The 18,084-nt window shown below is 61.4% G+C and carries 16 protein-coding genes; 8 read left to right on the top strand and 8 right to left on the bottom strand.

Annotated features, from left to right (window positions below):
* Nucleotides 1-63: 63 nt before the first annotated feature.
* Both hexR and AB4P90_RS29200 read left to right on the top strand, forming a co-directional pair.
* On the top strand, nt 64-930 hold the full coding sequence (gene hexR / locus AB4P90_RS29205; RefSeq protein ID WP_003177007.1) for a transcriptional regulator HexR: 867 nt from the start codon (nt 64-66) through the stop codon (nt 928-930).
* 205 nt (nt 931-1,135) lie between these two features.
* Nucleotides 1,136-1,333, top strand: a complete 198-nt coding sequence (locus AB4P90_RS29200; RefSeq protein WP_020302818.1) for a PA3496 family putative envelope integrity protein — start codon at nt 1,136-1,138, stop codon at nt 1,331-1,333.
* Here AB4P90_RS29200 and AB4P90_RS29195 read toward each other — a convergent pair.
* A complete protein-coding gene (locus AB4P90_RS29195; RefSeq protein WP_014720552.1) occupies nt 1,263-2,237 on the bottom strand; it encodes a LysR family transcriptional regulator in 975 nt (324 codons plus the stop codon). The two genes, AB4P90_RS29200 and AB4P90_RS29195, sit on opposite strands and share 71 nt — an antisense overlap.
* A 196-nt stretch (nt 2,238-2,433) precedes the next feature.
* On the opposite strand from AB4P90_RS29195, the gene AB4P90_RS29190 reads away from it, so the two are divergent.
* Together AB4P90_RS29190 and oadA are read left to right on the top strand one after the other, a co-directional pair.
* On the top strand, nt 2,434-3,849 hold the full coding sequence (locus AB4P90_RS29190) for an acetyl-CoA carboxylase biotin carboxylase subunit (RefSeq protein WP_003195732.1): 1,416 nt from the start codon (nt 2,434-2,436) through the stop codon (nt 3,847-3,849).
* Nucleotides 3,850-3,860: 11 nt separating this feature from the next.
* A complete protein-coding gene (gene oadA / locus AB4P90_RS29185; protein WP_003195730.1) occupies nt 3,861-5,669 on the top strand; it encodes a sodium-extruding oxaloacetate decarboxylase subunit alpha in 1,809 nt (602 codons plus the stop codon).
* A gap of 84 nt (nt 5,670-5,753) precedes the next feature.
* Here the strand turns inward: oadA and AB4P90_RS29180 are convergent, their stop codons facing one another.
* Complete coding sequence (locus AB4P90_RS29180) at nt 5,754-7,055, bottom strand: autotransporter domain-containing protein (RefSeq protein WP_032901867.1); 1,302 nt, start codon at nt 7,053-7,055, stop codon at nt 5,754-5,756.
* A 109-nt stretch (nt 7,056-7,164) separates the two neighbouring features.
* Nucleotides 7,165-10,131, bottom strand: a complete 2,967-nt coding sequence (locus AB4P90_RS29175) for an autotransporter domain-containing protein (RefSeq protein ID WP_395605557.1) — start codon at nt 10,129-10,131, stop codon at nt 7,165-7,167.
* Nucleotides 10,132-10,354: 223 nt separating this feature from the next.
* Here AB4P90_RS29175 and AB4P90_RS29170 point away from each other — a divergent pair, with 223 nt between their 5' ends.
* Entirely contained in the window at nt 10,355-11,695 is a 1,341-nt protein-coding gene (locus AB4P90_RS29170; RefSeq protein WP_395606116.1) for a type II toxin-antitoxin system HipA family toxin, read from the top strand.
* The gene (locus AB4P90_RS29165; protein WP_014720548.1) at nt 11,692-11,970 is read left to right on the top strand and encodes a helix-turn-helix domain-containing protein; all 279 of its coding nucleotides are present in this window, start codon (nt 11,692-11,694) and stop codon (nt 11,968-11,970) included. Before AB4P90_RS29170 ends, AB4P90_RS29165 begins: the two co-directional genes overlap by 4 nt.
* Before the next feature lie 3 nt (nt 11,971-11,973).
* On the opposite strand, the gene AB4P90_RS29160 is transcribed toward AB4P90_RS29165, so the two are convergent.
* Nucleotides 11,974-12,744 (bottom strand): amino acid ABC transporter permease, encoded by a 771-nt coding sequence (locus AB4P90_RS29160; protein ID WP_014720547.1) that lies wholly within the window; start codon nt 12,742-12,744, stop codon nt 11,974-11,976.
* Complete coding sequence (locus AB4P90_RS29155; RefSeq protein ID WP_197865128.1) at nt 12,741-13,562, bottom strand: ABC transporter substrate-binding protein; 822 nt, start codon at nt 13,560-13,562, stop codon at nt 12,741-12,743. Before AB4P90_RS29155 ends, AB4P90_RS29160 begins: the two co-directional genes overlap by 4 nt.
* 114 nt (nt 13,563-13,676) lie before the next feature.
* Between AB4P90_RS29155 and AB4P90_RS29150 the strand changes: the two genes are divergently transcribed.
* A complete protein-coding gene (locus AB4P90_RS29150; RefSeq protein WP_014720545.1) occupies nt 13,677-14,579 on the top strand; it encodes a homocysteine S-methyltransferase family protein in 903 nt (300 codons plus the stop codon).
* A gap of 115 nt (nt 14,580-14,694) precedes the next feature.
* Here AB4P90_RS29150 and AB4P90_RS29145 read toward each other — a convergent pair whose 3' ends face one another.
* The 3 genes from AB4P90_RS29145 to AB4P90_RS29135 are packed head-to-tail and all read right to left on the bottom strand — an operon-like array spanning nt 14,695 to nt 16,458.
* Nucleotides 14,695-15,366 (bottom strand): GNAT family protein, encoded by a 672-nt coding sequence (locus tag AB4P90_RS29145; RefSeq protein WP_323555097.1) that lies wholly within the window; start codon nt 15,364-15,366, stop codon nt 14,695-14,697.
* Between the two features lie 10 nt (nt 15,367-15,376).
* On the bottom strand, nt 15,377-15,823 hold the full coding sequence (locus tag AB4P90_RS29140; RefSeq protein WP_014720543.1) for a GNAT family N-acetyltransferase: 447 nt from the start codon (nt 15,821-15,823) through the stop codon (nt 15,377-15,379).
* The gene (locus AB4P90_RS29135) at nt 15,820-16,458 is read right to left on the bottom strand and encodes an FMN-binding negative transcriptional regulator (RefSeq protein WP_014720542.1); all 639 of its coding nucleotides are present in this window, start codon (nt 16,456-16,458) and stop codon (nt 15,820-15,822) included. Before AB4P90_RS29135 ends, AB4P90_RS29140 begins: the two co-directional genes overlap by 4 nt.
* An 87-nt stretch (nt 16,459-16,545) precedes the next feature.
* On the opposite strand from AB4P90_RS29135, the gene AB4P90_RS29130 reads away from it, so the two are divergent.
* Entirely contained in the window at nt 16,546-18,084 is a 1,539-nt protein-coding gene (locus tag AB4P90_RS29130; RefSeq protein WP_106111408.1) for a PLP-dependent aminotransferase family protein, read from the top strand.

The raw sequence follows: 18,084 nt of genomic DNA, 5'->3' as shown, positions 1-18,084 counted from the left end.
CTTGTAGTATAACTACAAGCTTGCTACATCCCTGGCGCCTGCCAATAACAAGAGTCCTGCCCTTTGAACCTGTTGCAACATATCGCCCAGTCGCGCCACCTGTTACGCAAATCGGAACTCAAGGTTGCCGATCATGTGCTGCTTGACCCTGCGGCCGTGATGCACAGTTCCATGGCCGACCTGGCCCACAGCGTGGGCATCAGTGAGCCGACCATCGTGCGCTTCTGTCGCGCCATTGGGTGCTCCGGGTTTCAGGATCTGAAACTCAAGCTGGCGCAAAGCCTGGCTGCTGGTGCGAGCTTCGGCCAGTTTGCAATCCATGAAGACGACTCCGTCGCCGACTACAGCCTGAAAATCTTTGACACCACCTTGCACACCTTGATGGAAGTGCGCGAGAAGCTCGACCCGGTGGAGCTGCAAAAGGCCGTGACCGCGATGTCCCAGGCCCAGCGCGTCGAGTTCTACGGCTTCGGTGCGTCCGGCGCGGTGGCGGCCGATGCCCAGCACAAGTTCTTCCGCCTGCTGCTGACCGCCGCGGCCTACAGCGACCCGCACATGCAGGCGATGTCGGCGGTGACCTTGAAGCCCACAGACGTGGCCATCTGCATTTCCCAATCAGGTCGTTCCAAAGACCTGCTGATCACCGCCAACCTGGTGCGTGAAAGCGGCGCTTCGCTGATCACTCTGTGCCCAAGCCAGACGCCATTGGCGGAGCTCTCCACGGTGAACCTGGCGATCGACGTGCATGAAGACACCGAAATCTACACGCCGCTGACCTCGCGCATTGCCCACCTGGTGGTCATCGACGTGTTGGCAATGGGCGTGGCCATGGCCCGTGGCCCGAGCCTGGTCAACCACCTCAAGAGCGTGAAGCGCAGTTTGCGCAGCCTTCGCCTCTCGCCAAAATCCGTCAAAGCCCTCGACGACTGAGGGTCTGTGGGAGCTGGCTTGCCTGCGATAGCGGTCTGCCAGTTACCCTCTTCATTGCCTGATACACCGCCATCGCAGGCAAGCCAGCTCCCACATGGATTTGCGCCAGCTTCGCAAGATTCATCATCCTGTAACCCCCGCGCCGCCAAACCGTCATCCCCCGCGCCCATCCTGTACTCCCCGTACTCGCATTGGGAGACTCCAAATGACCCGGCCCTACGAAGACAGCAACAGCACCGTCAAGACCCGTCGTCAGCAGGAAGACCAGCGCCGCATGGCGTTCCGTCGCGCCATCGAAGACCGTTGCGAGGAGCGCCAGTTGCTCCAGAGCATCAGTGACTACCCGGAACTGCATTGGCAGGCACCCGTGGCTGCCCAGCGAAACGCTCAGCCAACGCGCTGATCTGCACCCGTTCGCTGCGAATAAAGCCCAGGAACGCATGGGCCACCGGTGACAGGCGTTTAGCCTTGGCCTGCACCAGGCACCAACTGCGGTACAGCGGCAGTTCTTCCACCGGCAGCTCCTTGAGCCCGCCGGTGGCCAGCTCCAGGTTCAAGGCGTGGCGCGTCAGCAGGGCCACGCCCAACCCTGCCGCCACACACTCACGCTGCGCCTCCGCCGAGGCCACTTCTACCGTTTGGGTGAAGTGCACGCGTTTTTCCTTGAAGTATTCTTCGCAGGCCAGCCGCGTGCCAGAGCCCGGTTCGCGGATGAGCAGGGTATAAGGCTCCAGGTCTTGCAGGCGCAGCGGCCCTTGCAGGCTCAAGGGATGATCCGGCAATGCCACGGCCACAATCGGGTTGTTGAGAAACGGCAGGAACTCCAGGCCCATGTCCTGGGGCACCATGGACATGATCACCAGGTCATCACGGTTGTCCGAGAGCCGGCGGATTACCTGGGCACGGTTGACCACCGTGAGCTGCAATTGCACTTCCGGATGCTGGCGCTTGAAGGCGGCGAACAGGTGCGGCACGAAATACTTGGCGCTGGACTCCACCGCCAGTTTCAGTTGGCCTTGCAGTGAACCCTGCATGTCCGACAGCTGCATATCGAGGTTTTCCAGGCGCCCGAAAATATCGCGGCTGGCCCGTTGCAAGGCTTCGGCGGCCTCGGTCATGTAGAGTTTTTTGCCGACATAGTCGAACAGCGGCTGGCCGACCAGTTCTTCCAGCTGGCGAATTTGCAGGCTGACCGCCGGTTGGGTGAGTGACATTTCCTCGGCGGCACGGCTGTAGGAACGCAAATCACACACTTCATTGAAGATCTGCAATTGACGCAATGTCATACGCATCAATGACTTACGCATTTTATAAGCCCTTGGCTCTTCGGTCGTCCGGCCAACTATAAGTCTTTACTTATACACAACCCAATAATTATTGATTTTTGTTAATTCTCCTGTGCGCATAGTGTGTGTCTCGCGACTGTCATGAAACATTTGGTCACGCGCCGACCCGCCTCAAGCGGGTCGAAGAACGCAGCAATCGGCTCAAGGGAATTTCCAAGTGATAAAAAAGATCCTGATCGCCAACCGTGGTGAAATTGCCGTACGAATCGTGCGTGCCTGCGCCGAGATGGGCATTCGCTCGGTCGCGGTTTATTCGGACGCCGACCGCCACGCGTTGCACGTCAAGCGTGCCGACGAAGCCCACAGCATCGGTGCCGAGCCACTGGCCGGTTACCTGAACCCGCGCAAGCTGGTGAACCTGGCGGTGGAAACCGGCTGCGATGCGCTACACCCCGGCTACGGCTTCCTGTCGGAAAACGCCGAATTGGCAGATATCTGTGCCGAGCGCGGCATCAAGTTCATCGGCCCGTCGGCAGAAGTGATTCGCCGCATGGGCGACAAGACCGAAGCGCGCCGCAGCATGATCAAGGCCGGTGTGCCAGTCACGCCGGGCACCGAAGGCAACGTTGCCGACATCCATGAAGCCCTCACCGAAGGCGACCGTATCGGTTACCCGGTGATGCTCAAGGCCACCTCCGGTGGTGGCGGCCGTGGCATTCGTCGTTGCAACAGTCGCGAAGAACTCGAGCAAGCCTTCCCCCGCGTGATTTCCGAAGCCACCAAGGCCTTCGGTTCGGCGGAAGTGTTCCTGGAAAAATGCATCGTCAATCCCAAGCACATCGAGGCGCAGATCCTCGGTGACAGCTTTGGCAACGTGGTGCACCTGTTCGAGCGTGATTGCTCGATCCAGCGTCGCAACCAGAAGCTGATCGAAATTGCCCCCAGCCCACAGCTGACCCCCGAACAGCGCGCCTACATCGGCGACCTGTCGGTGCGCGCGGCCAAGGCTGTGGGCTACGAGAACGCCGGTACCGTGGAGTTCCTGCTCGCCGAGGGCGAGGTGTACTTCATGGAGATGAACACGCGGGTGCAGGTGGAACACACCATCACCGAAGAAATCACCGGCATCGATATCGTTCGCGAGCAAATCCGCATCGCCTCCGGCCTGCCGTTGTCGGTCAAGCAGGAAGACATCCAGCACCGGGGTTTCGCGTTGCAGTTTCGTATCAACGCCGAAGACCCGAAGAACAACTTCCTCCCAAGCTTCGGCAAGATCACCCGTTACTACGCCCCCGGCGGTCCCGGCGTGCGAACTGACACGGCGATCTACACCGGTTACACCATCCCGCCGTTCTACGACTCCATGTGCCTGAAACTGGTGGTGTGGGCGTTGACCTGGGAAGAAGCCATGGACCGCGGCCTGCGTGCCCTGGACGACATGCGCCTGCAAGGCGTGAAGACGACCGCCGCCTACTACCAGGAAATCTTGCGCAACCCGGAATTCCGTAGCGGCCAGTTCAATACAAGCTTTGTGGAAAGCCACCCTGAGCTGACCAACTACTCGATCAAGCGCAAACCCGAAGAGCTGGCCCTGGCCATCGCCGCCGCCATCGCCGCCCACGCAGGCCTGTGAGGAATATAACAATGAGCAAGAAGATCTTCGTAACCGACACCATCCTGCGCGACGCCCACCAATCGTTGCTGGCCACCCGCATGCGCACCGACGACATGCTGCCGATCTGCGACAAGCTCGACAAAGTCGGCTACTGGTCCCTGGAAGTCTGGGGCGGCGCAACCTTCGACGCCTGTGTGCGCTTCCTCAAGGAAGACCCGTGGGAGCGCCTGCGCCAACTGCGCGCCGCACTGCCTAACACGCGCCTTCAAATGCTGCTGCGCGGCCAGAACCTGCTGGGCTACCGCCATTACAGCGACGACGTGGTCAAGGCCTTCGTGGCCAAGGCGGCGGTCAACGGTATCGACGTGTTCCGCATTTTCGATGCGATGAACGATGTGCGTAACCTGCGCGTGGCCATTGAAGCGGTCAAGGCCGCTGGCAAACATGCACAAGGCACCATCGCCTACACCACCAGCCCAGTGCATACCGTGGAAGCGTTCGTGGCCCAGGCCAAGCAATTGGAAGCCATGGGCTGCGACTCCATCGCGATCAAGGACATGGCTGGCCTGCTCACGCCCTACGCCACTGGCGAACTGGTCAAGGCACTCAAAGCCGAACAGAACCTGCCGATCTTCATCCACTCCCACGACACCGCCGGCCTGGCCGCGATGTGCCAACTCAAGGCCATCGAAAACGGTGCCGACCATATCGACACGGCCATCTCCAGCTTTGCCTGGGGCACCAGCCATCCGGGCACCGAGTCGATGGTAGCGGCCCTTAAAGGCAGCGAGTTCGACACCGGCCTCGACCTGGAACTGCTGCAAGAGATCGGCCTGTACTTCTACGCCGTGCGCAAGAAGTACCACCAGTTCGAGAGCGAATTCACCGCCGTCGACACCCGTGTGCAAGTCAACCAGGTGCCGGGCGGGATGATCTCCAACCTGGCCAACCAGCTCAAAGAGCAGGGCGCTCTTAACCGCATGAGTGAAGTGTTGGCCGAGATTCCACGAGTGCGTGAAGACCTTGGCTTCCCGCCGCTGGTAACGCCGACCTCGCAGATCGTCGGTACCCAGGCGTTCTTCAACGTGCTGGCCGGTGAGCGCTACAAGACCATCACCAACGAAGTGAAGCTCTATCTGCAAGGCGGTTACGGCAAGGCGCCTGGCACGGTGAACGAAAAACTGCGCCGCCAGGCCATCGGCAGCGAAGACGTGATCGACGTGCGCCCGGCGGATTTGCTCAAGCCGGAAATGACCAAGCTGCGCGGTGAAATCGGCGCATTGGCCAAGTCCGAAGAAGACGTGCTGACCTACGCCATGTTCCCGGACATCGGGCGCAAGTTCCTCGAAGAGCGCGACGCCGGCACCTTGGCTCCTGAAGTGCTGTTGCCGATCCCTGAAGCGGGCGGCGTGGCCCGTGCTGGCGGCGAAGGCGTACCGACCGAATTCGTTATCGACGTGCACGGCGAAAGCTACCGCGTGGATATCACCGGTGTCGGCGTGAAGGCCGAAGGCAAGCGTCACTTCTACCTGTCCATCGACGGCATGCCGGAAGAAGTGGTGTTCGAACCGCTCAACGAGTTTGTCAGCAGCGGCGGCAGCAAGCGCAAGCATGCCACCGAACCGGGCCATGTCAGCACGGCGATGCCGGGCAATATCGTCGATGTGCTGGTCAAGGTCGGCGACGTGGTCAAGGCCGGCCAGGCCGTGCTGATTACCGAAGCCATGAAGATGGAAACCGAAGTGCAGGCAGCGATTGCCGGCAAGGTGAGCGCTGTACATGTGGCCAAGGGCGACCGGGTGAATCCTGGCGAAATCCTGATTGAGATCGAAGGCTGATCACAGCCTTCGAGACTGACGTTTAATCCTCGGGGGGGCAGGTGCTCCCCTTTTTTTTCGCCTGAAATTCAGGCGTTCCCGGGCTTAGAAGCTCATTTTCCACTGGCCCATCAGGCCTTGGTCGTGGCCATGGTTGCCGGCTTGGCTGGTATAGGTCAGGCCGACGCTGTGTTGGGTGGACAAGGCAAGGTCCAGGCCTGCTTGCAAGTCAAAGCTATCGCGGTCCAGGGCGGTGCCAGTGATGGTGTAACCGTCGATCAGGCCTGGCGCATAGCGCGAGGTTTGGCGGACCTGGCTATTGACGTCGCCATACAGGTGCTTCCAGCTCGTACTTAGGTGAGGCGTGAGGCTCATGTTGTTGTCGAAGCGATACAGCGTTGCCAGGCGCAGGCCAAAGGTGCTGTTCAAGTTTCGCTGGGTTTGTGGGCCGACGTTCAATGCGGTTACGCCGCCGCTCTCTTTGAAACGGTCGCGCTGATAGCGTTGGTAGCCGAGGCCGACGAAGGGTTCGACAGTGGAATCACCGCTGCCCAATTGATAGCCGAGTTCGGAGAACAGTGTCTGGCTGCTGGCGTTGTATTTGCTTTTGAGCGAGTCGTGGTAATTGAGCAGGCTGACGCTGCGTTTGTTCTGCCCGGCATGGTTGCTGTAGATCGCCCCCAGGCGCAGGGCGAAGGGGCCGTCCTGGCGCACGGCGTAGCCGCCCAAGTGCCAGCTGTCCAGGTTGGCGGCATAACGCGGGGCATCGAAGTGGCTGGAGGTCTTGGCGCCCATGACACCCACCCGCCAGGCATGGTCGAGCGCCCAGTCGGCGCCCAGCAACAGGCCTTGGGTATCGTGCTTCAAGCCGGCGCTGCCGTGTTGTGCGTCTAGGCTGCCGCCGTTGCCCAGGCCTTGCACCCAGAAGTGGCCGTCGTCGTCAGTAGGCAGTGTGCGCAGGGTGGCGAGCAATTGGCGGCTCAGGTGCTGGGTGGTGGCCTGGGTTGCGGTGGCCAGGTTGGCGTTTTGGCTGGCGGCCAGTTGCTCAAGGGCTGCGCCGATCCCTCCGGGTTGCTTGCTCAATTGCTCAAGTGATTTTTGCAGCTCCTTGAGGTCTTCCGAGTCCAACTCGCCGGAGGCCACCAGTTGAATCACTGCCGGCTCCAGCACCTTGGCGACCTGCAGGCCGTTGTGCGAAGTGGCCTGCTGGGTGAGGAATCCGTCGAAGGGCGGTGGAATGGGCGGCGCTTCGAACTTGGGTATAAACGCCCCGCTATAGTCGGTGGCGTCGTAGGGATGGTTCTCATAGGGCTTATATTCGATATCGCCTCGCGCGTGGGCGGGCTGAAAACTCGCGGCCACTGCCAGGCCGATGACGATTGCGGTTCTTTGAAGTGTAAAGGGCATGAATTCCCAACCTCTGATGAATGAGGCCGGGAATTTAGGCGAGGTGCGGGGGGATAACTGTCAGGCTATCGACCACCGTTTTGCGGGAGTTGTCTCTAGTACGGTGCGATTAAAAACTCATCTGCCATTGGCCGGTCAGCGCATGGTTGCGGCTGTTGCTGCCCACTTCGCCGGTATAGCCCAGGCCCAGGCGATGACGGACGGATAAGCCTACGTCCAGGCCCGCTTCGAGCAACAGGCTGTCCCGATCCAGCGCACTGCCTTGCACATTGAAGACGGTGCCACCGGCCAGGAAAGCCTGGCGTGTGGTGCTGTCGACATCGCCATAGGTGTGCTTCCAGCCAACGCTGGCACGAGGTGTGAGGCTGACGCCGTTGTCCAGCTGGCTCAGGTGCGCCAGGCGAAGGCCGAAGGTGCTGCTGAAGTTGTCCTGGGTCTGGCCCTCGACATGCAACGCAGCGGCGCCGCCTTTTTCGTTATAGCCGTCGCGTTGGTAGCGCTGGTAGCCGAGGTTGGCGAACGGTTCTGCGCTCAAGCGGCCACTACCCATGGCGTAGCCCAGTTCAGCGAAAGCCTGCTGGCTGTTGGCGTCATAGTCGCCCTTGGGGCGGTCGTTAAAACCGTTGAAGGCCACCGTGCGTTTACTGTCGCCCTGATGCCCGCTGTAGGCCGCACCCAGGCGCAAGGCCAGTGGGCCGCTCTGGCGCAGGGCATAGACGCCGGCGTGCCAGCTGTCGACGCTGCCGTCCACACCGGTGGTGTCCAGGTCGGTCTTGGAGTAACCGCCCAGCACACCCAGGCGCCAGTCACTATCCAGCGCCCAATCGGCGCCGAGCACTGTACCTTTGGTGCGTTGGGTCAAGCCGTTGCTGCCGTGCTCGCCATCGAGCTTGCCGTAGCTGCCGATGCCTTGCAGCCACAGGCGGCCGCGCGCGTTCGGGTCATTGAGGTTGCGCACATCGGCGGGCACGCCGGTGGCGGCCAGTACCGGCGTATCTTGGTCATTGAGCCCCACCAGCAGTCCCGCACCGCCACCCACCTGGTGCATGGCGGCGAGCATGCTGTGGCCCACTTGCGCACTGGCATTGAGGGTGGCGCTGGTGAGGTTGGCGGTGCTACTGCCCGCCAGTTGCTCGATGGCTGCCCCGGCTGTGGCGCTGGTGGTATTGAGCAGGGCGTTGTACAGCGGGTTGTTCGTGCCCAGGCCTGCCAGGCTGTTGGCGGCGCTGGCGCCATTGCCGGTGCTGGCGAATTGGTTGAAGGCGATGTCGTTACGGGTGTATGTAAGGCCGACCTGAGTGGCGCTGTAATCCAGGGTTGGGGTCAGGAAGGCGTAGTCGCTGGTGACCTTGCCAAACGTGCCATTGATGCTGCCGGCTTGCAGCACGCTGTAATGGCTTTGCCAGGGGTAGGTGCCTTCGCCGGGGTTGACCGCCAGGGTCGCGCCATTGAGGTAAGCGGTGCCGCCGACCTTGATCGGCGCGCTGCTGCCGTCGGCGTTGACGCCATAGGCCAGGGTCGAGCCGCTGCCCATGCGCAAGTCGCGGTTGATGGTGGCGGTGCCCAACGCGGTGTTGGTCTGCAGGGTGCCGTTCACCACCAGGCTGCCCACCGAGCCGCCGCCGGCATACACACCGCCTGTGTCGACCGTCACGTTACCGGTAATCCCGCCTTGGTTGACCAGCTTGGCACCGCTGGAAATCTTGCCGCCGTCGCTGAAATCACCCTGGCCGGTCAACGTCCAGGTACCTTGCTTGACCTCCAGCCATTCAAGGTTGCGGCTGTCGCCAAAACTGCCGCCTGCGACGTCGTCCAGGGTCAGTCGGTCGTAACCACTGCCGCCGTCCACCGTGCCGATAAAGCGGCTGCCGTTGCGCAAGATCAGCTGGTCATCGCCGCCGCCCAAATCCAGGGCCAGGCCATTACTGCCGCTGATGGTGCCGCTATTGATAACCGTGTCGGCATAGTTGCCGACGAACTTCACGCCAAAGCCATCCAGGCCCTGAATCGTGCCGTGGTTCTCCAGGATGGTAGCCGCGAGCCCCGGCCCGTCGCTGCCGTCGTCCACCAGGATGGCATTGTTGGCACCACTGATCAACGCGCCTTTGGCGTTGTAGAGAGAGCCACCGCCCAGGGCGATCCCTTCGCTGCCGTTGGCAAAGCCGTTCTTGTCGACACCCCCGGCGCCGACACCCTGGATGACGCCGTAGTTTTCGATATGGGCGATCTTGTCGATGTCCACGCCGTCACCGTCGCCATCCGGTTGCAGCCCGGAGAACGCGCCGGTGATGGTGCCGTGGTTGATCACAGTGCCGTCGCCATCGGAACCAAAGCCCGAGCCGTTGCGGCCGATCACCGTGCCGTAGTTGGTCAGCGTGGCGCCCTCGTCCGTGGTGATGCCATGGCGGCCACCGGAAATCAGGCCATAGTTGGTCACCGTCACGCCGCTGGCGGAGTCGATGTCCACGCCATCGAACTTGTCATCGCGGGAGAAGGTGTTGCCGGTGGAGATCTCACCGTAGTTAGTGATAGAGGCGTTGGCGCCAGTCTTCATGCCGTCGCTGGCCTCCCCGCGAATCAAGCCACCGGCACGGTTGATGATCGTGGTGGTGACGTTGCTGCTGCGCAGCGCATCCAGGTCCAGCCCTTGGCCGGTGGCCGAGCGAAGGGTGCCGCTGTTGTCGATCAGCACGCTGCCGCTGACAACGTTACTGTTGATGCGCAACGCATCATTGGCACCTTGAATCACCCCACCGGCAAGGTTGTAAATGCTGTACCTGCGCTCCCCGCTGACGTTCCCCGAACTGTCGATACCCCGACCGCCACTGGAGACCAGCTTGCCCGCGTTAGTCACCACCACCCCCGCACCGCGGGTGCCGTCCTTGAGCGTCACCGCCACCCCGGAGGTTGTAATGCTGCCAGGCGCCGACGTGGTCAACGTATCACTGCCACCCAGGGTTTGCCCCTGTGTCGTAGGCGTGTCGATCTGCAGGGTCTTGGCTGCGGCTGCTTCAATGAAACCGCCGCTGGCCAACAGGGTGATGGCGAGCGCGAGGCGTTGTGGACACGGGGGCATGCTGGGCGACCTTGTTATGGCAAGCGAGTCGACTGGTATAGCGCAAGGTCGTTGCAGAAATGTGTCGCAGTGATGACGGTCAAGTCGTATGCATTAAATTGCATATCTCCAGGTCTTTCCCCTCCATATCTGCATTTTAATGCATATATAAAGACACTCTATGAGTGAGAAATGCACTATATTGCATGTGTTGCTCTCATCACTGCTTAGCAGGTGCACTAAATTGCAGAAAGACACCGCTTACTCTTTGACGCTGCAAATTTTCACCGCCGGGCACTGGCATGATGCTATGCGGCTTGAATTTCCTGAACCGCAACGGGGTTTTGTCGGGCCCTGCAGGTTTCATTACCGCCAGGATTATCTGGCCGATCACCTCGAAGAGATCCAGCAGCCTTTTTGCTACGCGGCCAGTGCCCGGTGCCCGCTGGATTGGGACGTTACGGTGCTCAAGTCAGCCCCCGCTTTTTTGCACGATATCGCGCCAGCCGGCGCGGCCAAGCGCTTTTTGATGCAGCGTCTTGGTCGTGAGAAACCTCAGGCCATCGATGAAGACTTGTTCTTGCTGGGGCGCAGTACGTCGGCGCCGATTGGCAACATGCGGATCAAGGAGTCCATCCAAGCCCTGGGCGGTGAAACCCCGATGGGGTTTGCACGACATGAGGTCGTCAGTCGCGATAGCCGTTTCCTGGAATATGCCTATGAACAAGGTGCTGCCATCGGCGGTGCTACCGGAGCAGGGGGCGAGGCACCGAAATTGTTGATGACCCAAGGCGTAGATGGCTTGCTGTATCCAGACGCGATCCTGAATGACGCTGACGTCGCTCAGCACTGGTTCATCAAGTTCGCGCGCAACCAGGCTACGCAGACTGATCAAGATATCCTGCGAAGTGAGTACCACTATTACCGGGCGCTTGAGTCTCTTGGCATCGAAACGGTCGCCACCCAAGGGCTGGCGCTGGAAGAGGCGACAAAACCCAGCCTGTGGATGCATCGTTTTGATCGCAGGCTGGGTGAGGGCGGTGTTGAACGGCTGGCCGTCGAGTCGATCTATTCCTTGGCCGGTGTGACCACCCCTGGCAGCTACATGGATCATCTGGAGGTGGTGAGGCTGTTGGTCGATCAATGGCGAGCAGTGGGACAAGAGGACCACGTCGCAGATCTGGTCGCAGAGTACCTGCGCCGGGATTTGCTGAATAAAGTGCTGGGTAATTCGGATAACCACGGCCGCAATACATCGATCATCCGCGAGCCCAAGGCGCTGCGCCTGGCCCCCATTTATGATTTGGCACCCATGGTAATGGACGCTGAAGCCGTCACTCGAACCACCAAATGGCCCAAACCCTTGGAACTCGCCGGGGATATCAATTGGCGAGCGGTATGCGAGGCTCTGGCCGACCTCGTCGACCCCGAGCAAAGCTTTGAACGCCTGCGACAAACAGCCGAGCACCTGCGTGCATTACCGGATCTTCTGGTGGCCAGTGGCGTGCCCGCTGTGACCTTGAATCACCCAAGCATCCCATTAGGGAAACTGGACCTGCGTCTCAGGCAGTGGGGGTTGAGATGACGATTAGCATGGATGCTCGTGCGTTGTTGATCGACAGCGTCGAACAAGGCTTGGCCGGTGGCTCGCTTGAGCTGGGCTCCGCCGTACGCCGCCTGCGCATCGAAGTGACCGGCCTGCACCAAAGCCAGTTCGCCAGAATGTGCAAAATTTCGGTGCGTACCCTGGTGCATATCGAACATGGCGATGGCAACCCAACCCTGAAATCGCTGAATGCCGTGTTTCGGCCCTTCGGTTTGCAGATGGGCGTGGTCAAGGTGCGGCGCAACAGGCCCTGACCGTCAACCGCGCCGCACGTAGCCCTTGCCGAAATGCCGCTCCATCCGCGCCTGGATCAATTCGAGCCCCAGGGACATCACCCAATAAATGATCGCCGCCGTCGTGAGCATCTCGATATAGCGGTAGCTTGAGCGGCCATAGGACTGCGCCAGAAACATCACTTCCCACACGCCCATCACCGAGATCAGGGAGGAGTCCTTGAGCATCGAGATGAACTGGTTGGTGGCCGGCGGGATGATGGTGCGCATGGCCTGGGGCAGGGTCACGTGCCAGAAGATCGCCCTGTCGCGCATGCCCAGGGCCAGCGCGGCCTCGCGTTGGCCGTGGGGCACGCCGAGGATGCCGGCGCGGAAAATCTCGCTCAGGTAGGCGCCGTAATTCAGTGACAACGCGATGATCCCGGCGACGATGGCGCCTGGCACCAGCCCCAATTGCGGCAGGCCCAGGTAGATCAACAGGATCTGGATCAGCAGCGGCGTGCCGCGAAAGAACGAGGCGTAGAAACTGGCGATGCCGAACGCCACGGCACTTTTGGACAGGCGCCCCAACGCGGTGATAAAGCCCAGCACCGACGACGCGACAATGGCGCACAGGCACAAGAACAGCGTCAGCGCCGCGCCTTGCAGGAAGCCGTTGGGCGCAAGGTGCAGGCCGACCAGGTTGGGCAGCTTGTCGAGGATGATCGAGAACTTCAGGTCAAAGCTCAGGAAGAAACTCGCAAACAGCGCGAACAGCGCCGCCCAGGTCAGGTAAAGCCGTAGGCGAAAACTCATCGGCTGATATCGGCGCCGATCCATTTTTGCGACAGCGCGCTCAAGGTTCCGTCCTGCTTGAGCTGGGCGAAGACCTCACGCACTTTGCTGTCCCACTGCGGGTCGCCTTTCTCGATGGCCACCGAGTTGGGCTCCGAGTACAGCGGCGCACCGGCGAGCTTGAAACGCTTGTCCTGGGTCAGGCGCGGCTGCGCGGTGACCAGGTTGGTGAGGATCGCATCCAGGCGCACGCCAGCGCCCAGGCCCAGATCCTGAAACGCCACGTTGTCGGTGTCGTACGGGGCGATCTGCACCTCCTCGAACGGGTACTGCAACTGCGTGTCTTCGGCGCCTTCGATCACCAGGTTCTTGTTCAGGTAGCTTTCGTAGCTCGAGGCGCTGGTGAGGCCGACTTTTTTGCCGGTCAGGCCCCGGGCGTCGTGGATGCGGTCGTCCTTGGCATTGACCACAATCACGGCGGGCGAGGCGTAGTACTCCACCGGGAAGTCGAACACCTCGGCGCGTGCCTTGCTTGGGGTCATGGAACAGATGCAGATGTCGTAGCGCCCGCTCCAGCGGCCGGCGGCGATCACGTCCCAGGACGGAGTTTCCAGGCGCAACTTCACGCCCAGTTTTTGCGCCACGGCCTTGGCCACGTCCACGTCGAAACCGTCGAGCTGGTTCTGGTCATTGAGAAATGAAAACGGCGGATAGCTTTCCATCAGCACGCCGACCAGCTCTTTCTTCTGCTCGACACGATCCAGCGTGGCACCGCCAAAGGCTTGGGTTGAAGCAGCCAACATCGTCAGGCCCAGGGCCAACAGCGGTCTGAATTTCAAAATCGAACACCTGAATAAAAAAGAGGTTGTTATTAACCGAACGGTACGCATTAAATAGTTATAAGAACGACTCTCATAGTGAGTTATTTTCATAAGCATATGAGTAAAAAGCATATGGGCGCAGTAAGCACAGTAATTCTCGATGGTGGCATGGGCCGTGAACTGCAACGCCGTGGGGCGCCGTTCCGTCAGCCGGAATGGTCGGCACTGGCCTTGAGCGAAGCGCCGCAAGCGGTGGAGGCGGTGCACGCGGCCTACATCGACAGCGGCGCCAATGTGATCACCAGCAACAGTTACGCGGTGGTGCCGTTCCATATCGGCGAAGCGCGGTTCGCCCAAGAAGGGCAGGCGCTCGCCGCCCTGGCCGGTGAGTTGGCGCGACGGGCGGTGCAGGCCTCCGGTAAAGCCGTGCAGGTAGCCGGCTCACTGCCGCCGCTATTTGGCTCTTATCGCCCAGATCTGTTCCAGGCCGAGCGCGTCAGTGAGTTGCTCACCCCCTTGGTGAACGGCCTGGCCCCGCATGTCGATCTGTGGCTGGCGGAAACCCAGAGCTCAATCGCTGAAGCACGGGCGATCCATGCCGGGCTGCCTAAGGATGGCAAGCCGTTCTGGCTGTCGTTTACCTTGAAAGACGAAGACACCGACGAGGTGCCGCGCCTGCGCTCCGGCGAACCGGTGGCGGACGCAGCCGAGGCGGCGGCGCAACTGGGGGTGCAGGTATTGCTGTTCAACTGCAGCCAGCCGGAAGTGATCGGCGCGGCGATTGACGCTGCCCGCCAGACCTTCGACCGTTTGGGTGTAGCGATTCAGATCGGCGCCTACGCCAACGCTTTCCCGCCGCAACCCAAGGAAGCCACGGCCAACGATGGCCTGGACCCGTTGCGCGATGACCTCGACCCACCCGGCTACTTGCAATGGGCGGCCGATTGGCAAGCGCGCGGCGCTAGCCATCTGGGTGGATGCTGCGGCATCGGACCGGAGCATATTGCGGTGCTGGCGCAGCGCCTGACCGACTGATTCACCGCTAGTCAAACCTGTGGGAGCTGGCTTGCCTGCGATGGCATCAACTGGTTTTGCCTGATACACCGAGGTGTCTGTATCGCAGGCAAGCCAGCTCCCACACATGTGAGTATTAACCCCGACACTCTGTGAGTGTCTTCAACTGGCCCGACCCACTCTGGTTCGCCTGCGACAACCACGCCTCAAACCCGGCACCGACCTTCGGCCATTCCGAATCCAGGATCGAATACCACGCCGTATCGCGGTTCTGCCCTTTGACCACCATGTGCTGGCGGAACACCCCTTCAAAACTGAACCCCAAGCGCTCGGCTGCGTACTTGGACCGCGCGTTGCCGTTGTTGCACTTCCACTCCAGCCGACGGTAGCCCTGCTCGAACGCATATTTGGCCAGCAGGTACACCGCTTCGGTGCTTTTCGGCGAGCGCTGCATCGGTGCGCCGAAGGTGACGTGGCCGATTTCGATACGGCCTTGCGCCGGGACGATGGACATCAGGCTGAGGATGCCCTGAACCTGGCCCGTTGCGCGGTCGATCACGCTGAAAAAGTACGGGTCGCTGTGGGCGGCGTGGTTGTTCAACCAGGCGTCGAAGGCACTGCGCTCGGTGAACGGGCCGTAGGGCAAGTAATCCCACAGCTTCGGGTCGGCCCCTGGGCCTTCAAGGGCTTGCCACAGTTGATCGGCATGGCGCGCCGGGTCGAGCTTTTCCAAGTGGATAAAACGCCCTTCAAGCAGTTGCGCAGTCGGCGCCGGGATGCCTTTCCAATCAGCGAGGGAAGTGATCATGCTGTGCTCCTTAAAGACCTTTGCGAAATTGGATGAAGCCTGGGCGTTCGGCGATGCGCTCGTAGAGTTGGATCGCGGTGGCGTTGGTCTCGTGGGTCAACCAGTGCACTTTGCAGCAGCCATCGGCCTTGGCGGTGGCGTAGACGAATTCGATCAGCTTGCGACCTACGCCCGTGCCACGTTGGGTCGGGTCCACCAGCAAATCCTGCAGGTAGCAGGAGTTCTCGATGCTCCAGTTGGAGCGATGGTAGATGAAGTTGACCATGCCCACCGCCTTGCCGTCCTGCCAGGCCAGTGCCGAATGGGTCGGCTCGCGGGGGTCGATCAGGCGTTGCCAAGTGCTTTGGCTGACGGCGTCCGGCAGTTCGGTGTTGTAGAACGCCAAGTAGGCCTGCCACAGCGGCAGCCAGGCGGCTTGGTCGGCGGCTGTAACCTGGCGAATGTCGATCAAGCTCATTCTGAAACTCCTTGGGGAATAAAGCGGGCGAGGGTCTGGTCACGTACATCGGCACTGGCGGCCAGGCCGTCACGCACACCGGCCATGTCGGCGGCGCTGCGGTTCTGGCTGAGCTTGCGTTTGCCCACCAGGCGCTTGATCGGCAGGGCAAAGCCGACGATGGCCTTGAGCATGCCGTCAATGTAGTCCGCCGGTGCGTCGCTGACACGCCAGGGTTGGGCGCGGCCGCTTTCATGGCGGTCGGTGAGGGCGGTGACCACCTTGAGCAAGCGCTCGGCGTCGCTGAATACCGCAGGCGTGCCATAGGCGTGCACGGCGATGTAGTTCCAGGTCGGGACCACTTTGCCGTGCTCGGCCTTGGCGGGGTAAAACGCCGGGCTGATATAGGCGTCGGCACCGGCGAAGATCACCAGCGCTTCACCGCCATTTTGCAGCTCGCGCCATTGCGGGTTGGCTTTGGCCAAGTGACCGTACAGCGTGCCATTGGGCCCTTCATCGGGGTTGAGCAGCAAGGGCAAGTGGCTGGCTTGCAGGCCGTTTTCACCCACGGTTACCAACTGCGCCAGACGGGTGTGCTGGATCAGTTGCTGGATTTCGGGCAAGTCATCGAGAGCAAAGGCGCGGGGTGTGTACATGGAGATTTTCCTTGGCGAATGCCTGCATCCTAGGCAGGCTATTGGTTCGTTGTAAGAGCCATCTAGCGCTATTTTTATAGGTCCAATATGCCGCCTGTTTCGCCACCGTTGTCCTTCAACCCCGCCGGTATCGAGCTAGACCGCCGCCAGGGCCTCACGCGCCAGCTGTATGAGGCCCTGCGCCAGCGGGTATTGGATGGGCGATTGGTCAGTGGCACGCGGCTGCCCGCTACCCGTGATCTGGCGGCGGCCTTGTCGATTTCCCGCAACAGCGTGGTGCGCGCCTACGATCAGCTGTACGCGGAGGGGTTTATCGAAAGCCGGGTCGGTGATGGCACCTATGTTGCCCAATTGCCGATGGCCGAAAAACTATCCACAAAAGTATCCACAGGGTTGTCAACAGGCTTATCCCCAGGCTTATCCACAAAATGGGCGAATATGCCCGAGGATTTAGATGACGAAGTTATCCACAGCGCCGGTTTGGCACGGGTAAAAGACCATCATCTGCCTCAGCCGCCGTTGGGACCGCCCCGGGCATTTCGCGTGGGCGTACCCGCCTTCGATCTGTTCCCGTTTGAGGTATGGGCCAAGCTGAATGGGGCGTTCTGGCGCAAACCCGACCTGGAACAGCTGTGCTATGGCGACCCGGCCGGTGACGGTCGCCTGCGCGGTTTGATCGCCGCGTACCTGCGCAGCTCGCGCGGCATGCAATGCACGGCTGAACAAATTGTGATCACCAGCGGCGCACAGCAGGCCATTAGCCTTTGTGCACAGTTGCTGGTGGAGCCTGGGGATGGCGTGGCGGTGGAAAACCCTGGCTATCGCGCGGCCGGCCATGCATTCGCTTTGGCCGGCGGGCGACTGCATGGCGTGCCGGTCGACGGCGAGGGCATGGATTGCCAGGTGCTCAGTACCCTCAATGATTGCCGCGTGGCGTATGTCACGCCTTCCCATCAGTACCCGCTGGGCGTGGTGATGAGCCTGGCTCGGCGCCTGGAATTGCTGGCCTGGGCCGAACGTTCAGGCGGTTGGATCGTGGAAGACGATTACGACGGCGAGTACCGCTACAGCGGCGCGCCGCTGTCACCGTTGGCCGCGCTGGATCGCAGTGGCCGCGTGCTGTATGTGGGCACCTTCGGCAAGGTGGCGTTCCCGGCGTTGCGCCTGGGTTATCTGGTGTTGCCACCGGGCCTGGTGCAAGCCTTCACCCGGCGCCGCGCCGTGGACGTGCGTCACTCCGAAGTCAGCACCCAGGCGGTGATGGCCGAGTTCATGGCGGCGGGGCACTTCCAGCGCCACATTCGTCGGATGCGTCGCGCCGCGCTCAGCCGGCGCAATGCGTTGTTGGCCGGATGGCCCACCGGGTTGCCCGGGGTCGGCGCGTTGCCAAATGCCGCGGCGGGTTTGCACATCACGGTGCGGGTGGACAGCCTGGCCCGGGAGCAGGCGTTGCTCGCTCAGGCCCGTGCAGTGGATGTCGAGATCAATGGTTTGAGCAGCTATTGGCTGGCTGGCACACGCCCGCCACCGGACCAGCATGCTGGCCTGGTGATGGGGTTTGCCGCCGTGCCGGAGGCGGCCATTGCGCAGGCGCTGGCGCGTTTGCGTCAAGCGTGGAAGGCGTAG

The sequence above is a fragment of the Pseudomonas sp. B16120 genome (assembly GCF_044218845.1).
Lineage (GTDB): Bacteria > Pseudomonadota > Gammaproteobacteria > Pseudomonadales > Pseudomonadaceae > Aquipseudomonas > Aquipseudomonas paracarnis.
Note: the sequence above shows the minus strand (reverse complement) of the source record. Positions and strands in the feature narration are given on the sequence as shown.